Origin of the sequence: Nocardioides nitrophenolicus (assembly GCF_016907515.1) — a bacterium.
In the GTDB taxonomy this organism is placed as follows: Bacteria; Actinomycetota; Actinomycetes; order Propionibacteriales; family Nocardioidaceae; genus Nocardioides; species Nocardioides nitrophenolicus.
The window spans coordinates 1982976-2000753 of record NZ_JAFBBY010000001.1; the positions used below are offsets into that span (position 1 = coordinate 1982976).

The 17778-nt window shown below is 71.7% G+C and carries 18 protein-coding genes; 10 read left to right on the forward strand and 8 right to left on the reverse strand.

Going from position 1 to position 17778, the window contains the following annotated elements; translation table 11 throughout:
- The first annotated feature begins 164 nt into the window (after nucleotides 1-164).
- The 3 genes from upp (at nucleotide 165) to pntB (ending at nucleotide 3921) form a co-directional block, all read left to right on the forward strand.
- Nucleotides 165-809: a uracil phosphoribosyltransferase gene (gene upp / locus JOD66_RS09755; protein ID WP_204836679.1), complete on the forward strand. Its 645-nt coding sequence runs from the start codon at nucleotides 165-167 to the stop codon at nucleotides 807-809.
- A gap of 134 nt (nucleotides 810-943) precedes the next feature.
- The gene (locus JOD66_RS09760; RefSeq protein WP_204836680.1) at nucleotides 944-2494 is read left to right on the forward strand and encodes a Re/Si-specific NAD(P)(+) transhydrogenase subunit alpha; all 1551 of its coding nucleotides are present in this window, start codon (nucleotides 944-946) and stop codon (nucleotides 2492-2494) included.
- 2 nt (nucleotides 2495-2496) lie between these two features.
- On the forward strand, nucleotides 2497-3921 hold the full coding sequence (pntB, locus tag JOD66_RS09765) for a Re/Si-specific NAD(P)(+) transhydrogenase subunit beta (RefSeq protein ID WP_204836681.1): 1425 nt from the start codon (nucleotides 2497-2499) through the stop codon (nucleotides 3919-3921).
- A 441-nt stretch (nucleotides 3922-4362) separates the two neighbouring features.
- On the opposite strand, the gene JOD66_RS09770 is transcribed toward pntB, so the two are convergent.
- The 4 genes from JOD66_RS09770 to mftR form a co-directional block, all read right to left on the reverse strand.
- Nucleotides 4363-6459: a hypothetical protein gene (locus tag JOD66_RS09770; RefSeq protein ID WP_204836682.1), complete on the reverse strand. Its 2097-nt coding sequence runs from the start codon at nucleotides 6457-6459 to the stop codon at nucleotides 4363-4365.
- 345 nt (nucleotides 6460-6804) lie between these two features.
- Nucleotides 6805-7359, reverse strand: a complete 555-nt coding sequence (thpR, locus tag JOD66_RS09775; protein WP_204836683.1) for an RNA 2',3'-cyclic phosphodiesterase — start codon at nucleotides 7357-7359, stop codon at nucleotides 6805-6807.
- 4 nt (nucleotides 7360-7363) lie between these two features.
- On the reverse strand, nucleotides 7364-8098 hold the full coding sequence (locus JOD66_RS09780; protein WP_307823416.1) for a VIT1/CCC1 transporter family protein: 735 nt from the start codon (nucleotides 8096-8098) through the stop codon (nucleotides 7364-7366).
- A 7-nt stretch (nucleotides 8099-8105) separates the two neighbouring features.
- Nucleotides 8106-8738, reverse strand: a complete 633-nt coding sequence (gene mftR, locus JOD66_RS09785) for a mycofactocin system transcriptional regulator MftR (RefSeq protein ID WP_204836684.1) — start codon at nucleotides 8736-8738, stop codon at nucleotides 8106-8108.
- Nucleotides 8739-8832: 94 nt separating this feature from the next.
- Between mftR and mftA the strand changes: the two genes are divergently transcribed.
- Genes mftA through mftF form a run of 7 tightly spaced genes read left to right on the forward strand, consistent with a single transcriptional unit; the run spans nucleotide 8833 to nucleotide 14450 of the window.
- Nucleotides 8833-8922: a mycofactocin precursor MftA gene (gene mftA / locus JOD66_RS09790; protein WP_204836685.1), complete on the forward strand. Its 90-nt coding sequence runs from the start codon at nucleotides 8833-8835 to the stop codon at nucleotides 8920-8922.
- Nucleotides 8922-9203, forward strand: coding sequence for a mycofactocin biosynthesis chaperone MftB (gene mftB / locus JOD66_RS09795; RefSeq protein WP_239545171.1), 282 nt, complete (start codon nucleotides 8922-8924; stop codon nucleotides 9201-9203). Before mftA ends, mftB begins: the two co-directional genes overlap by 1 nt.
- Complete coding sequence (mftC, locus tag JOD66_RS09800; RefSeq protein WP_204836686.1) at nucleotides 9200-10447, forward strand: mycofactocin radical SAM maturase; 1248 nt, start codon at nucleotides 9200-9202, stop codon at nucleotides 10445-10447. Before mftB ends, mftC begins: the two co-directional genes overlap by 4 nt.
- A 13-nt stretch (nucleotides 10448-10460) precedes the next feature.
- The gene (gene mftD / locus JOD66_RS09805; RefSeq protein WP_204836687.1) at nucleotides 10461-11702 is read left to right on the forward strand and encodes a pre-mycofactocin synthase MftD; all 1242 of its coding nucleotides are present in this window, start codon (nucleotides 10461-10463) and stop codon (nucleotides 11700-11702) included.
- A 2-nt stretch (nucleotides 11703-11704) separates the two neighbouring features.
- Nucleotides 11705-12367, forward strand: coding sequence for a mycofactocin biosynthesis peptidyl-dipeptidase MftE (gene mftE, locus JOD66_RS09810; protein ID WP_204836688.1), 663 nt, complete (start codon nucleotides 11705-11707; stop codon nucleotides 12365-12367).
- The gene (locus JOD66_RS09815) at nucleotides 12364-13089 is read left to right on the forward strand and encodes a mycofactocin-coupled SDR family oxidoreductase (RefSeq protein ID WP_204836689.1); all 726 of its coding nucleotides are present in this window, start codon (nucleotides 12364-12366) and stop codon (nucleotides 13087-13089) included. The genes mftE and JOD66_RS09815 overlap by 4 nt, the downstream gene beginning before the upstream one ends.
- Nucleotides 13086-14450 carry a mycofactocin biosynthesis glycosyltransferase MftF gene (mftF, locus tag JOD66_RS09820; RefSeq protein ID WP_204836690.1) on the forward strand — a complete coding sequence of 455 codons (1365 nt, stop codon included), beginning with the start codon at nucleotides 13086-13088 and terminating at the stop codon, nucleotides 14448-14450. The genes JOD66_RS09815 and mftF overlap by 4 nt, the downstream gene beginning before the upstream one ends.
- Before the next feature lie 118 nt (nucleotides 14451-14568).
- On the opposite strand, the gene JOD66_RS28315 is transcribed toward mftF, so the two are convergent.
- The 4 genes from JOD66_RS28315 to JOD66_RS09840 are packed head-to-tail and all read right to left on the reverse strand — an operon-like array spanning nucleotide 14569 to nucleotide 17716.
- The gene (locus tag JOD66_RS28315) at nucleotides 14569-14943 is read right to left on the reverse strand and encodes a cupin domain-containing protein (protein ID WP_204836691.1); all 375 of its coding nucleotides are present in this window, start codon (nucleotides 14941-14943) and stop codon (nucleotides 14569-14571) included.
- A complete protein-coding gene (locus tag JOD66_RS09830) occupies nucleotides 14940-15704 on the reverse strand; it encodes an HpcH/HpaI aldolase family protein (RefSeq protein WP_204836692.1) in 765 nt (254 codons plus the stop codon). The genes JOD66_RS28315 and JOD66_RS09830 overlap by 4 nt, the downstream gene beginning before the upstream one ends.
- Nucleotides 15701-16861 (reverse strand): amidohydrolase family protein, encoded by a 1161-nt coding sequence (locus JOD66_RS09835; RefSeq protein WP_204836693.1) that lies wholly within the window; start codon nucleotides 16859-16861, stop codon nucleotides 15701-15703. The genes JOD66_RS09830 and JOD66_RS09835 overlap by 4 nt, the downstream gene beginning before the upstream one ends.
- A 42-nt stretch (nucleotides 16862-16903) precedes the next feature.
- On the reverse strand, nucleotides 16904-17716 hold the full coding sequence (locus JOD66_RS09840; protein ID WP_204836694.1) for a fumarylacetoacetate hydrolase family protein: 813 nt from the start codon (nucleotides 17714-17716) through the stop codon (nucleotides 16904-16906).
- Between the last annotated feature and the right edge of the window lie 62 nt (nucleotides 17717-17778).

Below are 17778 nucleotides of genomic sequence, written 5' to 3' on the forward strand. Positions count from 1 at the left end.
TGACGTGGTGCCGGGCTGGAAATATCGATTATGAAGTCCCCCGCCGTCCAATTCGGCGCCCGCATTCGACGACGAATTCCGAGTGGGCGGCGAGGTGGTCGCACACGCGCCGCGGCGCCCGCTCGACTGCGGTCCCGGCCCCGGGTTCATCTAGGCTCACCACCATGCGCACCCTGGTCGTGGATCACCCCCTCGTCGCCCACAAGCTGACCGTGCTCCGCAACAAGGACACCGACTCCCCGACCTTCCGGTCGCTGGCCGACGAGCTGGTCACCCTGCTCGCCTACGAGGCGACCCGCGACGTCCGGGTCGAGGCGACGCAGATCGAGACCCCGGTGGCGCCGACGACCGGCATCCGGCTCGCCACCCCGCGCCCGCTCGTCGTACCCATCCTGCGGGCGGGACTCGGCATGCTCGACGGCATGGTCCGACTGCTGCCGACCGCCGAGGTGGGCTTCCTGGGCATGGTCCGCAACGAGGAGACCCTCGAGGCCACGACGTACGCCGAGCGCCTGCCGGAGGACCTGTCCGGCCGCCAGTGCTACGTGGTCGACCCGATGCTCGCGACCGGCGGCACCCTCGCCGCCGCGATCCGCTTCCTCGTCGACCGGGGTGCCGACCACATCACCGCCGTCTGCCTGCTGGCCGCTCCGGAGGGCTGCGCGCGCCTCGAGCAGGAGCTGGGCGACCTCGAGATCCCGGTGACGATCGTGACCGCCGCGATGGACGAGCGGCTCAACGACAAGGGCTACATCGTCCCCGGCCTGGGCGACGCCGGGGACCGGATGTACGGCATCGCCGCCGGCTGAACGCGCATCCAGCCGGGGTCGGCCGGCGCAAGTCCTCTCCCCTAGATGTACGTCACACGTAAGACGGCCTCCACGAGGGGGTGAGGTCTGTGTAACTTGGCTCGCGCTGTATCCACAGAATGGCTGGAGGCTCGATGCTGATCGGCATCCCGCGCGAGTCGAAACAGGGCGAAACCCTGGTCGCGGCGACCGCAAAGACCGTAACCCAACTGACCAACCTCGGCTACGACGTGATCGTCGAGTCGGGCGCCGGCGACCTCGCCGACCAGCCCGACAGCGCGTTCCTCGAGGCGGGCGTGCGGGTCGGGAGCACGCAGGAGGTGTGGGCCGCCGACGTCGTCGTGAAGGTCAACGCACCCTCCGACGAGGAGATCGGACGCCTGCGCCAGGGCGCGACGATCATCTCGATGATGGCGCCGGGCCGCAGCCCGGAGCTGCTGGAGCGGCTGCGTGCCCAGGGTGTGACCGCGCTGGCGATGGACGCGGTGCCGCGGATCTCGCGCGCGCAGTCGATGGACGTGCTGTCCTCGATGGCGAACGTCGCGGGCTACCGGGCGGTCGTCGAGGCGGCCCACGAGTTCGGCCGGATGTTCACCGGTCAGGTCACCGCCGCGGGCAAGATCCCGCCGGCCCGGGTCTTCGTGGTCGGCGCCGGTGTCGCCGGCCTGGCCGCGATCGGCGCGGCCTCGGCGATGGGTGCGATCGTGCGCGCGTTCGACGTGCGTCCCGAGGTCGCCGAGCAGGTCGAGTCGATGGGCGCGCAGTTCGTCCACGTCGAGATGGAGCAGGAGGTCTCCTCCGACGGCTACGCCAAGGAGATGTCCGAGGCCCAGGTCGCCGCGACCGCCGCGATGTACGACGAGGAGGCCCGAGCCGCCGACATCGTCATCACCACCGCGCTGATCCCCGGCCGCCCGGCCCCGTCGCTGCTCACCGCCGAGACCGTCGCCGCGATGAGGAACGGCTCGGTCATCGTCGACATGGCCGCCGCCAACGGCGGCAACGCCGCCGGCACCGTGGCCGACCAGAAGGTCGTCACCGAGAACGGCGTCACGATCCTCGGCTACACCGACCTCGCCGGCCGGCTGGCCGCGCAGACGTCGCAGCTGTACGGCACCAATGTCGTCAACCTGCTCAAGCTGCTGACCCCCGAGAAGGACGGCCTGCTGGGCCTGGACTTCGACGACGTCGTCCAGCGCGGCATCACGGTCGTCGACGCGCGCGACGGCCAGGCCGCGTCGATCACCTGGCCGCCCCCGGCGGTCCAGGTCTCGGCCGCGCCCGCGGCCGCCCCGGCGGCTGCCGTGCCCGCCAAGGAGCCGAAGGCGCCGATGACGGCCGGCACCAAGGTCGGCCTGGTGCTGGGCGCGATCGCGCTGTTCTGGCTGGTCAACGCGCTGGCCCCGACCGACGACCTGCGTCGCCACTTCACGGTGCTGATGCTGTCCGTCGTGATCGGCTACTACGTGATCGGCAAGGTCGCCCACGCGCTGCACACGCCCCTGATGTCGGTCACCAACGCCATCTCCGGCGTGGTCGTCGTCGGCGCACTGGTCCAGGTCGCGAGCGACGACAAGCTCGTCGTCGGCCTCTCCGCCGTGGCGATCCTGCTCGCCTCGATCAACGTCTTCGGCGGCTTCGCCGTGACCCGCCGCATGCTCGCCATGTTCAGCAAGGGAGCGTGACCATGGACATCATCTCCATCACCGGTGCGGCCTACATCGTCGCCGCGCTGCTGTTCATCCTCTCGCTGGCGGGCCTGTCCAAGCACGAGTCGGCCAAGAACGGCCTGACCTTCGGCATCGTCGGCATGGCCGTCGCCCTGGTCGCGACCGTCGCCGGCGTGATCGACGTCAGCGAGTACGTCGACGACCGCGCGCTGGTCATCGTCCTGATGCTGGGCGCGATCGCCATCGGCGCCGCGATCGGCCTGTGGCGCGCCCGGATCGTCGAGATGACCGGCATGCCCGAGCTGATCGCGCTGCTGCACTCGTTCGTCGGCCTCGCCGCCGTCGCGATCGGCTGGAACGGCCACATCCTCGGCTCCCACGAACCGCTGCCGAGCCTGATCAACATCCACGAGGCCGAGGTCGCGATCGGCATCTTCATCGGCGCGGTGACCTTCACCGGCTCGATCGTCGCGAACCTGAAGCTGTCGGCGAAGATCTCCTCGGCGCCGCTGATGCTGCCGGGCAAGAACTTCATCAACGTCGGCTCGCTCGTGCTGTTCGCCGTCCTCACCGCGGTCTACGTCGCGATGGACACCCACGACAGCACCGGCGCGACCATCCTGCTCGCCGTGATCACCCTGCTGGCGCTCGCGCTGGGCTGGCACCTCGTCGCCTCCATCGGCGGCGGCGACATGCCGGTCGTCGTGTCGATGCTCAACTCGTACTCCGGCTGGGCCGCGGCCGCGTCGGGCTTCCTGCTCGGCAACGACCTGCTCATCGTGACCGGCGCTCTGGTCGGCTCCTCCGGTGCCTACCTGTCGTACATCATGTGCAAGGCGATGAACCGCTCGTTCATCTCCGTGATCGCGGGCGGCTTCGGCATCGAGGCCGGCCCCGCCGACGACAAGGACTACGGCGAGCACCGCGAGATCCAGGCCGACGCCGTCGCCGAGCTCCTGTCGGGCGCGTCCTCGGTGGTCATCACCCCGGGCTACGGCATGGCCGTCGCGCAGGCGCAGTACCCCGTCGCCGACCTCACCGCGAAGCTGCGGGCCAAGGGCGTCGACGTCCGCTTCGGCATCCACCCCGTCGCGGGTCGCCTCCCGGGCCACATGAACGTGCTGCTCGCCGAGGCCAAGCTGCCCTACGACATCGTGCTCGAGATGGACGAGATCAACGACGACTTCCCCGACACCGACGTCGTCCTGGTCATCGGCGCCAACGACACGGTCAACCCGGCCGCGTCCGAGGACCCGTCGTCCCCGATCGCCGGCATGCCGGTGCTCGAGGTCTGGAACGCCAAGGACGTCATCGTCTTCAAGCGCTCCATGGCCGCCGGGTACGCAGGCGTGCAGAACCCGCTGTTCTTCCGCGAGAACAGCCAGATGCTGTTCGGTGACGCGAAGGACCGCGTGGAGGACATCGTCCGCGCGCTCGGCTGACGCCAGCCGCACGACGCACCATCCCGCACGACCTGAGGGCCCGGATCCTGGATCCGGGCCCTCAGGCTTTCTCGCCGCGGCGAACCGCCGGCTCAGCGGCCCGTCCGCCATCAGCCGCTCAGCCGTTGTGCCGATCGCAGCGACCACCCGGGGCCCGAAGGGAGGGCGGAAGCCCTCCTCACCACCATCGTTGGTTCAGGGCTTGCAGAGGACCTGTGGGTCACCCCATCCGGCGTAGGCGGTGGCGGTGGAGGTTCCCTTCGATGCCTCGAACTTGATCCGATAGGCGCCGGACATATCCAGTTCGGCTGTGCCCACCTGACCCAGCGGCATGCTCGCCAACGCGGTCTTGAACCCGTCTCGATAGATCGCGAACTGACCCACTACGCCCGTCGCGGAGTTGGAGGTCAGCCCGTAGTCCGTCCGGATGCGAATGCACTTTTACTCGAGATTCCACTCGGCGACCGACGGCCCGGAGGACGAGAGCTGCATCCGGTAGGCCTGGGCATACTCTCTCGCCCCGATGCTGGCTGAACCCCAACTGAAACCAGTGCAGCCACCGGTGCAGCCACCAGGGGAGTTTCCTCGCACCGAGGCGGTCAGCGTCATCTCCTTGAGCGAGTACCACTGGTACACCGTGTTGGTCACCTTGTTCGAACGCACGACCTTGGCTGGCTTCTTGATCTTGCCGTGCTTGCGCTTCGCCTTGGTCTTGGCCAGGGCCCGCCACTCGGTGACACCGCCGCTCGAAGCGACCGCCGCAATCGCATATCTGCCGTCCCCGCCCACGCGGCCGACGGCGACGTCGACCCATGCGCCGCCGGCCACGCTGCGCTGGAGCCGAACCTTGCGGCCGTGCAACCTCCTGGTTGCCGCTCCCGTGAAGCTGACCGTGTCGCCGGCTGTCACCTCCGCTGCGGAGGCGAGTGCAAGGGTGAGCCTCTGGCCGTTGCGAACGACCTGCTGCTCGCTCCTCGAGCCGGTCGTTGCTTCCGCGGCCGAGGCGCCGGAGGGGGTGTACCCGAGCGGCAGCGCAAGAAGGCACGCTGCGGCGGCGAGGATGGTCAGGAACCTGACCGACCTCCGCTCACGACGAGATCCGGTGGGCAAGAAGCGTGACATGAGATCCTCCGTGTGTTGAGCCTCGAATTCGGTCAGGGAGCCGCGTTGCTTGGCTCCGGCGACACCGGATGCCTCAGGTGCGCCGGCGGCACGACGAGGGACTGTCAGCCGCACACTGGGTCCGGCCACCCGTCGAGGGCGACGAACCAACCTCCGCGAAAGCCGTCCGAGATCTGACATCCACGAGTCGACTTCGCCAGGGCCGATGATCCGCCCTCCCACGTGCCGACTCGGGCGTACAAGGCGAGGGGGGGAGTTGAAGTCGGCGACGTTGTCGGTCGGTTCAGGGCGGCCGGTCAGCTCGATCTCGGTGTTCGGGCGTTCGATGCTGGTGTTGACGGCGTCAGGGGAGAGAGTCGTTTCTGAGGTGCCACCGACGACGATGCCGCAGAAGCTTCCGTCGTCCCCGTCGCCTCCTGCCTTGGGAATGTCGTTGTATCCGTTGCACGCGGCGGACCCGAGGGGGTAGACGGCAACGATGGCGATGTCGTCGAGGACGGCGGTTCGTCCCTTGGAGGTGTTCGTAGCGGTGCTGCCGCGGGTGGATCCGGTGGAGGTGGCTGCGTACTCGCCAGGCCGGGAGTTCGTGACGTCGGCGGTGAATGGCAGGAGGGAACCGGCGATGGTCACATCGGCGGTGTAGTCGTTGTGATCGGTGACGGGGAAGGTGGCCGCGAACAAGAGCGTGGTCCCGTTGGCGAGCGCTTCGGCCGGGTTCACCGAAGGTTTGTCGCGCTCGGCGGTGGAGTTCGCTTCGATGGCGTCAGCGTCGTCGGCATTGAGGTTGAACGTGACCCTGATGTTGTCGCGGTCGGTGTACTCGGGGATCAAGTCCTCGTCTCCGAGAAACCATGTCGTGGAATCGTCGTCCAGGGAGATCGCTCCACCGGTCCAGCCGGAGAACGACTCGGGTAGCTCGTAGGCGCGCCCGTCACCTTCGTCTGACGTGTCGACTGCGCCGGCTTGGTTGGCCCAGTACTTGAGTGAATCGGCGGTGGGCCGCGCGGGCTCTCCTAGGTTGAAGTAGAAGACCTCGATGCGGCGGTAGGTGGCATCGGAGCTGGAGGCGGTTCTGCGCTCGAGCTCGGCGTACGCGCAGGCACCCGCGGTGGGAAGCGCTGTTTCGAGAAAGTTGTTGAGCAGTTCGACGTCAACGGCTGCGTAGCCGTCGCCCTCCTCCGGTTCGCCGAGAGCGGCGTTGGCGACGTCGGCACTGGTGGGGCAGCCGCCGGGAACGGGGAGCTCTGCCGTGGCTTCGGTGACGGCAGGGGTCGCACCAGTCGGTCTCGTCAGTGTCTTTGGATCGCTCGAGCCGCAGCTGGCCAGGACGGTCAAGCAGAAGCAGAGGCCTGCCACGGTGGCAGCGGCGGCTTTCGGTCGCCAGAACCTCGAGCTCGCTCTGAAGCGGTACTTCACGCTGGCGACCGCTCTGACTCGTTCGCTCTGTCTCACAATTGCCCCCAGGCTCGACATCACCGCCGCGGAGACCGGGCGCAGCGCCGACCATACGAGTTTGGCCGCTTCGGCACGTGTCCTCCAATCCGCCGACACCTGACCTGACCGCGGACGTTCGGCTCACCGGCCGACACCTGTTGCACGCTGGCGCGCGCTGGCTGGTGAGGTCGTCGGCTCGAGGGTTGGGGGCGGTGCCGGGGTCTGGGATTCACCACGGGATGTAGGCGATCCCTCACATCCCGTGCGGAGTTCCACTACAGATGCGGGCGTTCACCTACATCCCGTGATGAATCCCAGCCCCCGAACTCACAGCAGAATCTCGGCCAGCGGCTCGTAACGGGGCGTACGGCGCGGCCCCTCACCGAGGTGGGACGCGATCACCTGGACCGACTCGAGCGGCCACGACGGGCCGGCGTAGGTGTCGAGCAGCCGGACCCAGCTGGTCATCTCGGTCGGGTGGCCGCCGGTGCGGGCCACGGTGACGTGGGGCCGGAACCGCTGGCCGTCGACCTCGATCCCACAGGCCACGGCGGCGTTGCGGGCCCGCACCGACGCGGTCTCGAGTACGTCGGCGCCGCCGGCGACACCGGTCGCGAGCACCCGGCCCTCGGCGACGTTCGGGAAGACCACCGCGCCGGCGAGCGAGAGCCGCACCGCCGCGAGCCCGTCGAGGGACCCGGCCAGGCGCTCGACGTAGTCGTCGACGCGGCGCTCCGCGGCCTCGGCCATGAAGGCGAGGGTGATGTGGAGCTGCTCGGGGCGGGTCCACCGGAACGGGGCGGCGGCGCGCCGCGGGTCGAGGAAGGCGTCGAGGTGCTCGACGGCGTCGAGCGGCGGGACGACCGCGGTGAAGATCCGCATCCCGCTAGACCTGGGTACCGACCAGCTGGCCGATGCCGTAGGTGACCGCCATGGCGAGCAGGCCGCCCAGCACATTGCGTACGACGGCCCGGCTCGGGGAGCCGTAGCCGAACCGGGCGCTCGCCCAGCCGGTGCCGGCCAGCGCCGCGACCACGGTCACCACCGTCACCGCCACCCGCGCGTCGGCGGCGACCAGCACGATGGTGAGCAGCGGGAGCAGGGCGCCGAGGGTGAAGGACAGCATCGACGCCAGCGCGGCGTTCCACGGGCTGGTGAGGTCGTCGGGGTCGATGCCGAGCTCCACCTCGGCGTGGGCGCCGAGGGCGTCGTGCTCGGTGAGCTGCTGGGCGACCTGGAGCGCGAGATCGGGGTCGAGCCCCTTGTCGACGTACAGGCCGGCGAGCTCGGCCAGCTCGTCCTCGGGGTCCTCGCGCAGCTCGCGGCGCTCCTTGGCCAGCAGCGCCTCCTCGGAGTCGCGCTGGGTGCTGACGGAGACGTACTCGCCGGCCGCCATGCTCATCGCACCGGCGGCCAGGCCGGCGATGCCGGCGACCAGGATCGCGGAGCGGTCGTTGGTCGCCCCGGCCACGCCGAGCACGATGCCGGCCGTGGAGACGATGCCGTCGTTGGCGCCGAGGACACCGGCGCGCAACCAGTTCAGCCGGTCGTTGAGGCCCTCCTGATGGGGCTCGTCCTCGTGGGGTCCGATCACCTGTTCCGTCGCGTCCGCATCGACCACGCCCCCATCATCCCCGACGGGAGCCGGGTGCGCGAGGGGGTTCCGCGCTCGCCAGGTGGTCGGTCAGCACGGCCATCGTCTGGTCGAGGATCTCCTCCAGCACCGCGTCCTCGTCGCGCAGCCAGGCCTGGTACGCCGTCAGGGCCTGGGCGAGCGCCACATGGGCCACCAGCTGGGGGCGCAGGTCGCTCGCGGTAGCGCCGGTGCGCTCGGCGACGTACTCGGCGATGACGGCACGCCAGTCGGCGTACCGCAGCACGGAGTGGGCTTCGAGCTCGGGCGTGGTGAGGATCAGCCGCATCCGGTCGCGGTGGCTGGGCCGGGCGTCCGCGGGGAAGCGGTTGAACGCCACGACCGCGCGGTGTACGGCGACCGCGAGGGGCAGGTCGCGCGGCTGGTCGGCGAGCAGCTCGCGGAAGCCCGCCAGGGTCAGGTCGAAGCGGCCCCAGGGGATGTCGTTCTTGGAGTCGAAGTAGCGGAACAGCGTGCGCCGCCCGACGCCGAGCGCGCGGGCGATGTCGTCGAGCGTCGTGGAGGCGAACCCGCGCTCGGTGAACAGCGCGAACGCCGCCTGCTCGATGGCGGCATGGCTGGTGGCGACGGGACGTCCCCGTGCCGACGTCCGCGCGGGTTCGACCATGGCGTCGCAAGTTAGCACGGCGGACCCCTTCCTTTTTGACCACGAGTGCCATTAGTGTGTCCGGCACCACAGAGACCGACAGAAGGAGGCAGAGATGAACCCCGACCTGGAGCAGCACGACGAGCTGGTGGCCGAGGACCTGATCGAGGAGGTCTCGATCGACGGCATGTGCGGCGTCTACTGATGGACGCCCTGCTGGGAGAGCCGTGGACGCTCTCGCCGTCGGTCGCCCTGCGCCCCGAGCCGTTCGGCGCGCTGGCCTACCACTTCGGCAACCGGAAGCTGACCTTCCTCAAGCGGCCCGAGCTGGTCGCGGTCGTGCGGGGCCTCGGCGAGGCGCCCGACGTACGCACCGCGCTCGAGACCGCCGGCGTCCCGGCCTCCCAGCACGCGGCCTATGCCGCCGCCCTGCGCGGCCTCGCCGCGACCGACATGATCCGCCCGCGAACCAAGGACGCCCGATGACCCTCGCCCCCGAGCGCCCCCAGACCGGCAGCCTCATCCAGCAGTTCGAGCTCGGCCTCGACGCCCCCATCTGCCTGACCTGGGAGCTCACCTACGCCTGCAACCTGGAGTGCGCCCACTGCCTGTCGTCCTCGGGCCGGCGCGACCCCCGCGAGCTCTCGACCGAGCAGTGCAAGGCCGTGATCGACGAGCTGCAGCGGATGCAGGTCTTCTACGTCAACATCGGCGGCGGCGAGCCGACCATCCGCCCCGACTTCTGGGAGCTGCTGGAGTACGCCGTCAACCACCAGGTCGGCGTGAAGTTCTCCACCAACGGCGTGCGGATCACCCCCGAGCGGGCAGCCTTCCTGGCTTCGCCCGCGTGCAACGGCTACGTCGACGTGCAGATCTCCCTCGACGGCGCGACCGCCGAGGTCAACGACTACGTCCGCGGTCCGGGCTCCTACGACACCGCCCTGCGGGCCCTGCGCAATCTCAAGGACGCCGGCTTCCAGGACGCCAAGATCTCCGTGGTCTGCACCCGCGAGAACATCGGCCAGCTCGACGCGTTCAAGGCCCTCGCCGACGAGTACGGCGCCACGCTGCGCCTGACCCGGCTGCGCCCCAGCGGCCGCGGCGCCGACGTCTGGGACGAGCTGCACCCGCTGCCGGAGCAGCAGCGCGAGCTCTACGACTGGCTGATGGCGCACACCGCCGACGGCGAGCAGGTGCTCACCGGCGACTCCTTCTTCCACCTCGCCGCTTTCGGCGAGTCCCTGCCCGGACTCAACCTGTGCGGCGCCGGTCGCGTCGTCTGCCTGATCGACCCGGTCGGCGACGTCTACGCCTGCCCGTTCGCGATCCACGACGAGTTCCTGGCCGGCAACCTGTTGGCCGACGGTGGGTTCCAGAGGGTCTGGCGGGACTCCGCACTCTTCCGGGACCTGCGCTCGCCGCAGACCGGCGGCGCCTGCGCGTCGTGCCAGTTCTACGACTCCTGCCGCGGCGGCTGCATGGCCGCGAAGTTCTTCACCGGGCTGCCGCTCGACGGACCGGACCCCGAGTGTGTCCAGGGGTACGGCGAGCAGGCGCTCGACCGGTTGGGCGACGACCGCGTCGTACCCGCCGCCAGCCAGGACCACTCCAAGACCAACCCCACCCGCAACCAGCCGGTGATGCTCACGCTGCTCACCCGCCCGCCGGTCTCGGCGTGTGCTGAGAGCCCGCTCGCCGGCTTCGTCCCCGACAGCCCCGCCAAGACCTGAGGAAGCCCGCACCATGAAGCTCGAGAACCCCTGGAAGCAGAACCCCTGGTTCGAGTCGGTCGCGGTCGCCCAGGAGCGCGCCCGCAAGCGGCTCCCCCAGCCCGTCTACGGCGCCCTGGTCGCCGGCTCCGAGCGCGGGCAGAGCGTCGCCGACAACCAGGCCGCGTTCGCCGAGCTGGGCCTGGCCCCCCACGTCGTGGGCCAGCTCCCCGAGCGCTCGCAGGCGACCACCGTCTTCGGCCAGCAGATCGGGCTGCCGGTGATCATCAGCCCGACCGGCGTCCAGGCCGTGCATCCCGACGGCGAGGTCGCCGTCGCCCGCGCCGCCGCCGCGCGCGGCACGATCATGGGCCTGTCGAACTTCGCCTCCAAGCCGGTCGAGGAGGTCACCGCGACCGGCGCCACGACGTTCTTCCAGATGTACTGGACCGGCGAGCGCGACACAATGATCCAGCGGATGACGCGGGCCCACGAGGCCGGCGCCAAGGGCCTGATCGCCACCCTGGACTGGTCGTTCTCGATGGGCCGCGACTGGGGCAGCCCCGAGATCCCCGAGAAGGTCGACCTCAAGGCGATGATCCGGCTCGCGCCGAAGGTCGCCACCAAGGGCCGCTGGATGTGGCAGTTCGGGCAGCAGTTCCGCGAGACCGGCAAGCTGCCCGACCTCACCGCGCCCAACCTGGCGCCTCCGGGCGGCGAGGCGCCGACCTTCTTCGGCGCCTACTACGAGTGGATGACCACACCGCCCCCGTCGTGGGACGACGTCGCGTGGATGCGGGCGACCTGGGCCGAGATCAGCGGCACGCCGTTCGTGCTCAAGGGCGTGTGCCGCGTCGACGACGCCCTGCGCGCGGTGGACGCGGGTGTCGCCGGCATCTCGGTGTCCAACCACGGCGGCAACAACCTCGACGGCACCCCGGCCGCGATCAGGATGGTCCGCCCGATCGCGCAGGCGGTCGGCGACCAGGTCGACGTCGTCATGGACGGCGGTGTGCGCCGCGGCTCCGACGTGGTCAAGGCGCTCGCCCTCGGGGCGAAGGCCGTCATGATCGGCCGCGCCTACCTGTGGGGGCTGGCCGCCAACGGGCAGGCCGGCGTGGAGAACGTCCTCGACGTCCTCTCCGGCGGCGTGGACTCCGCGCTGCGCGGGCTGGCGCTGTCGTCGACCGCGGAGCTGCGGCCCGAGCACCTGCTGGTCCCCGACGGCTTCGACCGCGCGCTCGGCGTCCCCGAGACCGCTCGGGCGGGTCGCTGAGCATGAGCCTCGCGGCCGCCACCTCCCCGAGCCTCCCGGCCGGGCCGACCGTGCTCGTGCCGGTCGGCTCGATCGAGCAGCACGGGCCGCACCTGCCGCTCGACACCGACACGGTCATCGCGAGCGCCGTCGCGACCCGGGCCGCCGAGGAGCTGGGGCCCTCCGTGCTGGTGGCGCCGGCACTGTCGTACGGATCCAGCGGGGAGCACCAGGACTTCGCCGGCACCAGCTCGATCGGCACCGACGCACTCCACCAGGTCGTCGTCGAGCTGACCCGGTCGATGCGGACCTGGGCCGCCCGGGTGGTCCTCGTCAACGGCCACGGCGGCAACCTGACGGCGCTGCGGGCCGCGGTCGAGCAGCTCGTCGCCGAGGGACACGACGTGTCCTGGGTGGCCTGCGCGACCGAGGACGTCGACCTGCACGCCGGCCGCACCGAGACCTCGCTGATGCTGCACCTGGCGCCGGCCACGGTGCGGCTCGACCGGGCCGAGGCAGGCAACACCGGCAGTCTCGCCGAGCTGCTGCCGCTGATGCTGGCCGGCGGCGTGAAGGCGGTCTCCCCCAACGGCGTGCTCGGCGACCCGGCCGGCGCCACGGCCGCGGAGGGCGCGGCGGTACTGGCCGCGATGACGGTCGACGTCGTCCGGGCGGTACGCCGATGAGCCGGGTCGTCCTCGTCACCGGCGCGGCGCGCGGGATCGGTGCGGCCACGGTCCGGGCACTTCTCGCGCGCGGGGACCGGGTGCTCGCCGTCGACGAGCTGCCGGTGCCGGACGCCGACGGAGTGCTCGGCCAGGTCGCCGACGTCCGCGACCGGGCGGCCCTCGCGGCGGCCGTCGACCGCGCCCTCGACCGGTGGGGGCGGCTCGACGCGGCGGTCGCCGCGGCGGCTGTCATCGCCGGCGGCCGGCCGCTGTGGGAGACGCCCGAGGCCGATCTCGACCTGCTCTGGGACGTCGACGTGAAGGGCGTGTGGCACACCGCCGCCGTCGCCGTGCCCGCCATGCTGGCCGGCCCCGACCCGGCGGGCTGCCGCTTCGTGGCGGTCGCCTCGGCGGCCGGCCACCACGGCCTGCACCATCTCGCGGCCTACAACGCCGCCAAGCACGCCGTCGTCGGCCTGGTGAAGGGCCTCGCCGCCGACCTGGTCGGCACCGGAGTCACGGCCTGCGCGGTCTCCCCCGGCTCCACCCGCACCCCGATGCTCTCCGCGACGGCCGAGCTCTACGGTCTCTCCGACGTCGAGGGCTTCGCCGAGAACCAGCTGCTGCGCCGACTCCTCGACCCGGACGAGATCGCCGCCACGATCGCGTTCTGCTGCGGTCCCGAGGCCGCCGCGCTCAACGGCTCCGTCGTCCGCGCCGACGGCGGGTTCTCGCCGTGACCCTGCCCGACGGGTTCACCGTGCGTCTGCGCGCCGACGTGACCCGCACCGACGACCTGCTCCTCGGCGGCTCGCCGCTGCGCGCCCTTCGCCTCACCCCTCGGGCGCGGGCCCTGCTCGACGGCGACCGGCTGCGGGTCTGTGACCAAGCAAGCGCTCTGGTGGCCCGACGACTGCTCGACGGCAACCTGGCCGACCCCGAGCTCGCCGGGCCGGGTCCGGCCGCGGACCTGCTCACGGTCCTCGTACCGGTGCGCGACCGGGCCGAGCAGCTCGACCGTGCCCTCGCCGCCCTCACCCCCCTCACGACGATCGTCGTCGACGACGCCTCCCACGACCCGGCGGCCGTCGCCCGGGTCGCCGCCGCCCACGGCGCCACGGTGGTGGCGCTGTCGGTCAACGTCGGTCCCGCCGGAGCCAGGAACGCCGGACTGGCGCAGGTTCGCACGCCCTACGTCGCGTTCGTGGACTCCGACGTGACGGTCGACGCCGGCACGCTCAGGCGCCTGGCCCGGCACTTCGCCGACCCCACGGTCGCACTGGTCGGCCCCCGGATCGTCGGCCGGGTCCGCACCGCCCGGCCGCGCTGGTTCCAGCGCTACGACGAGCACGCCTCCTCCCTCACCCTCGGCACCCGCGCCTGCTCGGTCCGACCGGGCGCTGCCGTCGGCTGGCTGCCGAGCGCTTGCTTGGTGGCGAGAGCCGCCGCGATCCGCCCCGGCTTCAACGACGCCATGCGGGTCGGCGAGGACGTCGACCTGGTCTGGCGCACCGTCGCCGCGGGCGGGGTCGTCCGGTACGCACCCGAGGAGATCGCCGGCCACGACGTCCGGGCGGGCCTGGGCGGCTGGCTGGGCCGGAAGTTCGTCTACGGCACCGGCGGCGCCCCCCTCGCCGCACGCCACGGCTCCGCCGTCGCCCCGGCGGTGCTGTCCGTGCCGATGGCGCTGGCGGGAGCGGCCGCACTCACGCGCCGCCGCTGGTCAGCACCGGTCGTGGCGGTCGGCCTGGCCGTGGGGGTGGTGTCCGTGAACCGCCGGCTCCCCGCCCACCCGGGGCGTCGGCGTACGGCCGCGGGGTTGGTGGCGCGCGGGTTCGGGTGGTCGGTGCGCCAGGAGGCTGCCCTGCTGCTGCGGCACTGGTGGCCGCTCACCGCCCTCGCCCTCCCCAGCCGCACGGTGCGCCGGATGGTGCTCTCGGCCCTGGTCGTCGACGCGGTCGTGGCGCGGCGCGAGCACCCCGGCGCGCCGTACGCCCTGGTGGCCAGGCGGCTCGACGACCTCGCCTACGGAGCGGGGCTGTGGGCCGGTGCGGTTCGGGCGCGGTCGGTCCGGGCGCTGCTCCCCCGGCGTCCCGGCTGATCCCACCAGCCCCGGGCGTCACACACTTGACGGGCAAAACTGTCACTTGTCGGCCGTTGCAACGCCCGACAAGCGTCGGAATCGCCGGTCGACCGGCGATTCCTGCACCCCCGCGCACTCACCCCGGCAACTCCACCTCCGCCAGCAGATCCGCCCGCGGCGGCACGAAGTAGTCGATGTTCACGCACGGCCCCTCGGTCGGCTCGACGTAGTGCTCGGCGCCGCGCGGGACGAGCAGGAACGACCCGGGTCCCATCTCGTGCGGCACCCCGGCGACGTGGTAGCGGCAGCGGCCGGAGGCGATGAACACCAGCTGGTCGAAGTCCTCGTGCACGTGCGGGTTGAGGGTCATCCCCACCTCGAGCTCGTGGTGGGCGATGAGCACCTCGTCGGTGGCGAAGATCCGGCGCCGGACGCCGGGGCGGATCTCGCGCTGGGGCAGGTCGTCCCAGTTGACGACCTTGCCGAAGAGCGAGGGGTTGAGCGCGGTCACGCTTCCTCCTGATGTACGACGGCCCGCAGGCCGTGGGCGAGCAGCTGCAGGTCGGAGCCGACGAGCGCGTAGGACGCGTCGCCGAGCCCGAGGCGGTCGAGGTCGGCGAGGCCGGGGGCCCAGCCGCCGAAGGCGACGTCGGCCGCCACCGCGGCACTCGCCACGGCCGCCACCGCGGCGGCGAGCTCGGCCGGCGCGGGCAGGCCGAGGCTGACGGCGAGGTCGGTCGTGCCGACGAAGGCGACGTCGAGACCCCGGACCACCTCCGCCAGGGGCTCCTCGACCCGCGTCTCGATCTGACCGACGAGCAGCGGCGGGTCCGTGTCCTCGAGGTGCAGCACCTCGCCCAGCGGCACCGAGCCGAAGCCCGCCACCCGGTTGGCGAGGCTGACCGAGCGGGTGCCCGACGGCGCGAACCGGCAGGCCTCCCGCAGCGATCGCGCCTCGGCCGCCGAGCGCAGGGTGGAGAGCTGGAAGCCGGCGGCGCCGTTCTCCAGCAGCCGTACGACGAGCGCCGGGTCGACGCGCGGCAGCCGCACCAGTGCGGGCAGCTCGCACCGGTCGGCGTGGCGGACCAGGTCGATCGCGTCGCGCTCGGTGAGCGTGGAGTGCTCGAGGTCGACGACCACGAGGTCCAGCCCGGCGGCACCGGCCAGTTCGACGACGTCCGGTGAGGGCAGCTTGAGGAAGGTGCCGACCTGGCGGCGCCCGTTCCTCAGTGCCTCGCGGACCCGCCGTCGCAGCTGGTGGACGGTGCTCACGCCGCGTCGCCACCTCGCCAGGGGGTGGTCTCGACGAGGACGCCGTCGTGGACGACGGTGGTGGGCTCGAGCCGCGGCGCGACGATGCTGTTGCCGGCGGCGTCGGGGAGGGTGACCTCGCTGGTCTCGGTGAGCACGGTGACGTTGGCGCGGCCACCGACCTCGAGCCGGCCGTAGCCCTCGGACTCGAGACCGAGCACCTGCGCCGGCACCACGGTGGCGCGGCGGATGCACTCGTCGAGCGGGGCGCCGAGCGCGCGCAGCTTGGAGATGCTGGTGACCAGGTCGAAGACCGGGCCGCGCCAGTTCCGGGCGCTGGTGTCGGAACTGAGGATGTCGGGCAGGAAGCCGTCGGCGATCGCGCGGCGGGCGATCTCGAAGGACAGGTTGCTCTTGCCGTGGGCGGAGTCGAAGAGCACGCCCCGCTCGCGCGCCGCCATCACGCCGGGGAGAACGGTGCCGTCGTCGGCGAGGATGCCGTGCGGCTTGCCGGTGTAGCAGTGGGCGACGATGTCGCCGGCGCGCAGGTAGTCGAGGACGGCCGGCACCGGCTCCTCGGTCTCGCCGATGTGGACCATCAGCGGCAACCCGGCCTGCTCGGCGAGGCTGACCGACTTCTTGAGCAGCGCCTGCCAGTGGTGGCCGACGACGTCCTCGGAGAGCCGGATCTTGAAGCCGCGCACGATGTCGGGGTGGGCGGCCGCGGTCGCCAGCGCGTCGTCGACGACGAGGGTGTCGGGGTTGAGCAGCTCGCCGAAGCGGAAGTCGATCAGGCCCAGGACCGAGACGTTGAGGAAGTTGACGACCCGGATCGCGTTGCCGTCGACGACGACCTTGCGGAAGGCGTCGAACGTCGAGGCGCCCGCCGTCCCGGCGTCGGCGACCGCGACCACGCCGCGCCGCAGGTGGGCCTCGTCGGCGGGGGCACCGACCTTCGAGACGTGCTGGAAGATGTGGCTGTGCCCCTCGACCAGGCCGGGCACCACCGTGGAGCCGCCGCAGTCGACGACCTGCGCGCCGTCGGTGACGAGGTCCGGGCCGATCGCGGCGATGGTGCCGCCGCTGATCGCGACGTCGCTGACCGCGTCGAGCCCGGAGGCGGGGTCGAGGACGGTGCCGCCGCGGAGGACGAGGTCATATCGCTGCTGTTCGGACATGCTGCTGGCTCCTAGAGAGTCGGGTCGGGGTCGGGAGGGCGATCAGGACGGATCGCCGACGGTGGTGACAAGAGGCAGCACCGGACCGACCTCGATCCGGATCCGGTCGCCCGGGGCGAGGAAGCGGCCGAGGTCCTGGCCGGTGCCGGCCGGGGTGCCGGTGAGGACGACGTCGCCCGGCTCGAGCGCGGCGTACCAGGAGATCCGGGAGACCAGGTCGGGGATGGTGAAGATCATCCCGGCGCTGGAGTCGTCCTGGCGCAGCTCGTCGTTGACCCACGTGCGCACCGGGATCGCGTCGGCGTCGGCGAGCTCGTCGGGCGTGCAGACCGAGGGCCCGAGCGGGTTGCACCCCGGGAAGCTCTTCGCCAGCGTGGGTGTCGCCGTCCGCTTCATCACGTCGCGCGCGGTCATGTCGTTGGCGGCGGTGATGCCGGCGACCGCGGGCCACACGTCGTCCGGGGCCGCGCGGTGCAGCCGGCGGCCGATGACGACGGCGATCTCGCCCTCGTAGTCGAGCTGCTCGGTCGCGCCCGCCGGGAAGGGCACCTCGGCGTCGGGCGAGAGCAGCGCCGAGGACGCCGCCAGGTAGAGGATCGGCTCGGTCGGCAGGTCCCGTCCGGCCTGGGCCGCCTTGGAGCGGTAGTTGAGCCCCACCCCCCACATCGCCCGCGGTCGGCCGAGCGGCGCGAGCAGCCGGGTGCCGGCGGCGGGGACGCGTCGGGTCTCGGCGCAGCCGTCGAGGCAGGCGAGCGAGCCGGTCGCCTCGACGACCGCGCCGAGGTCGGGGTACGGGCTGGCGAGGAGGGCGATCTGGTCGCCCTCGACTCGGCCGATCCCGTGTTCGGTGGTCACCGCGTGCATGTTGGTCATCTTTTATTGCGAGACGGCATCATGTCAAGCGATACGCAGCCGAG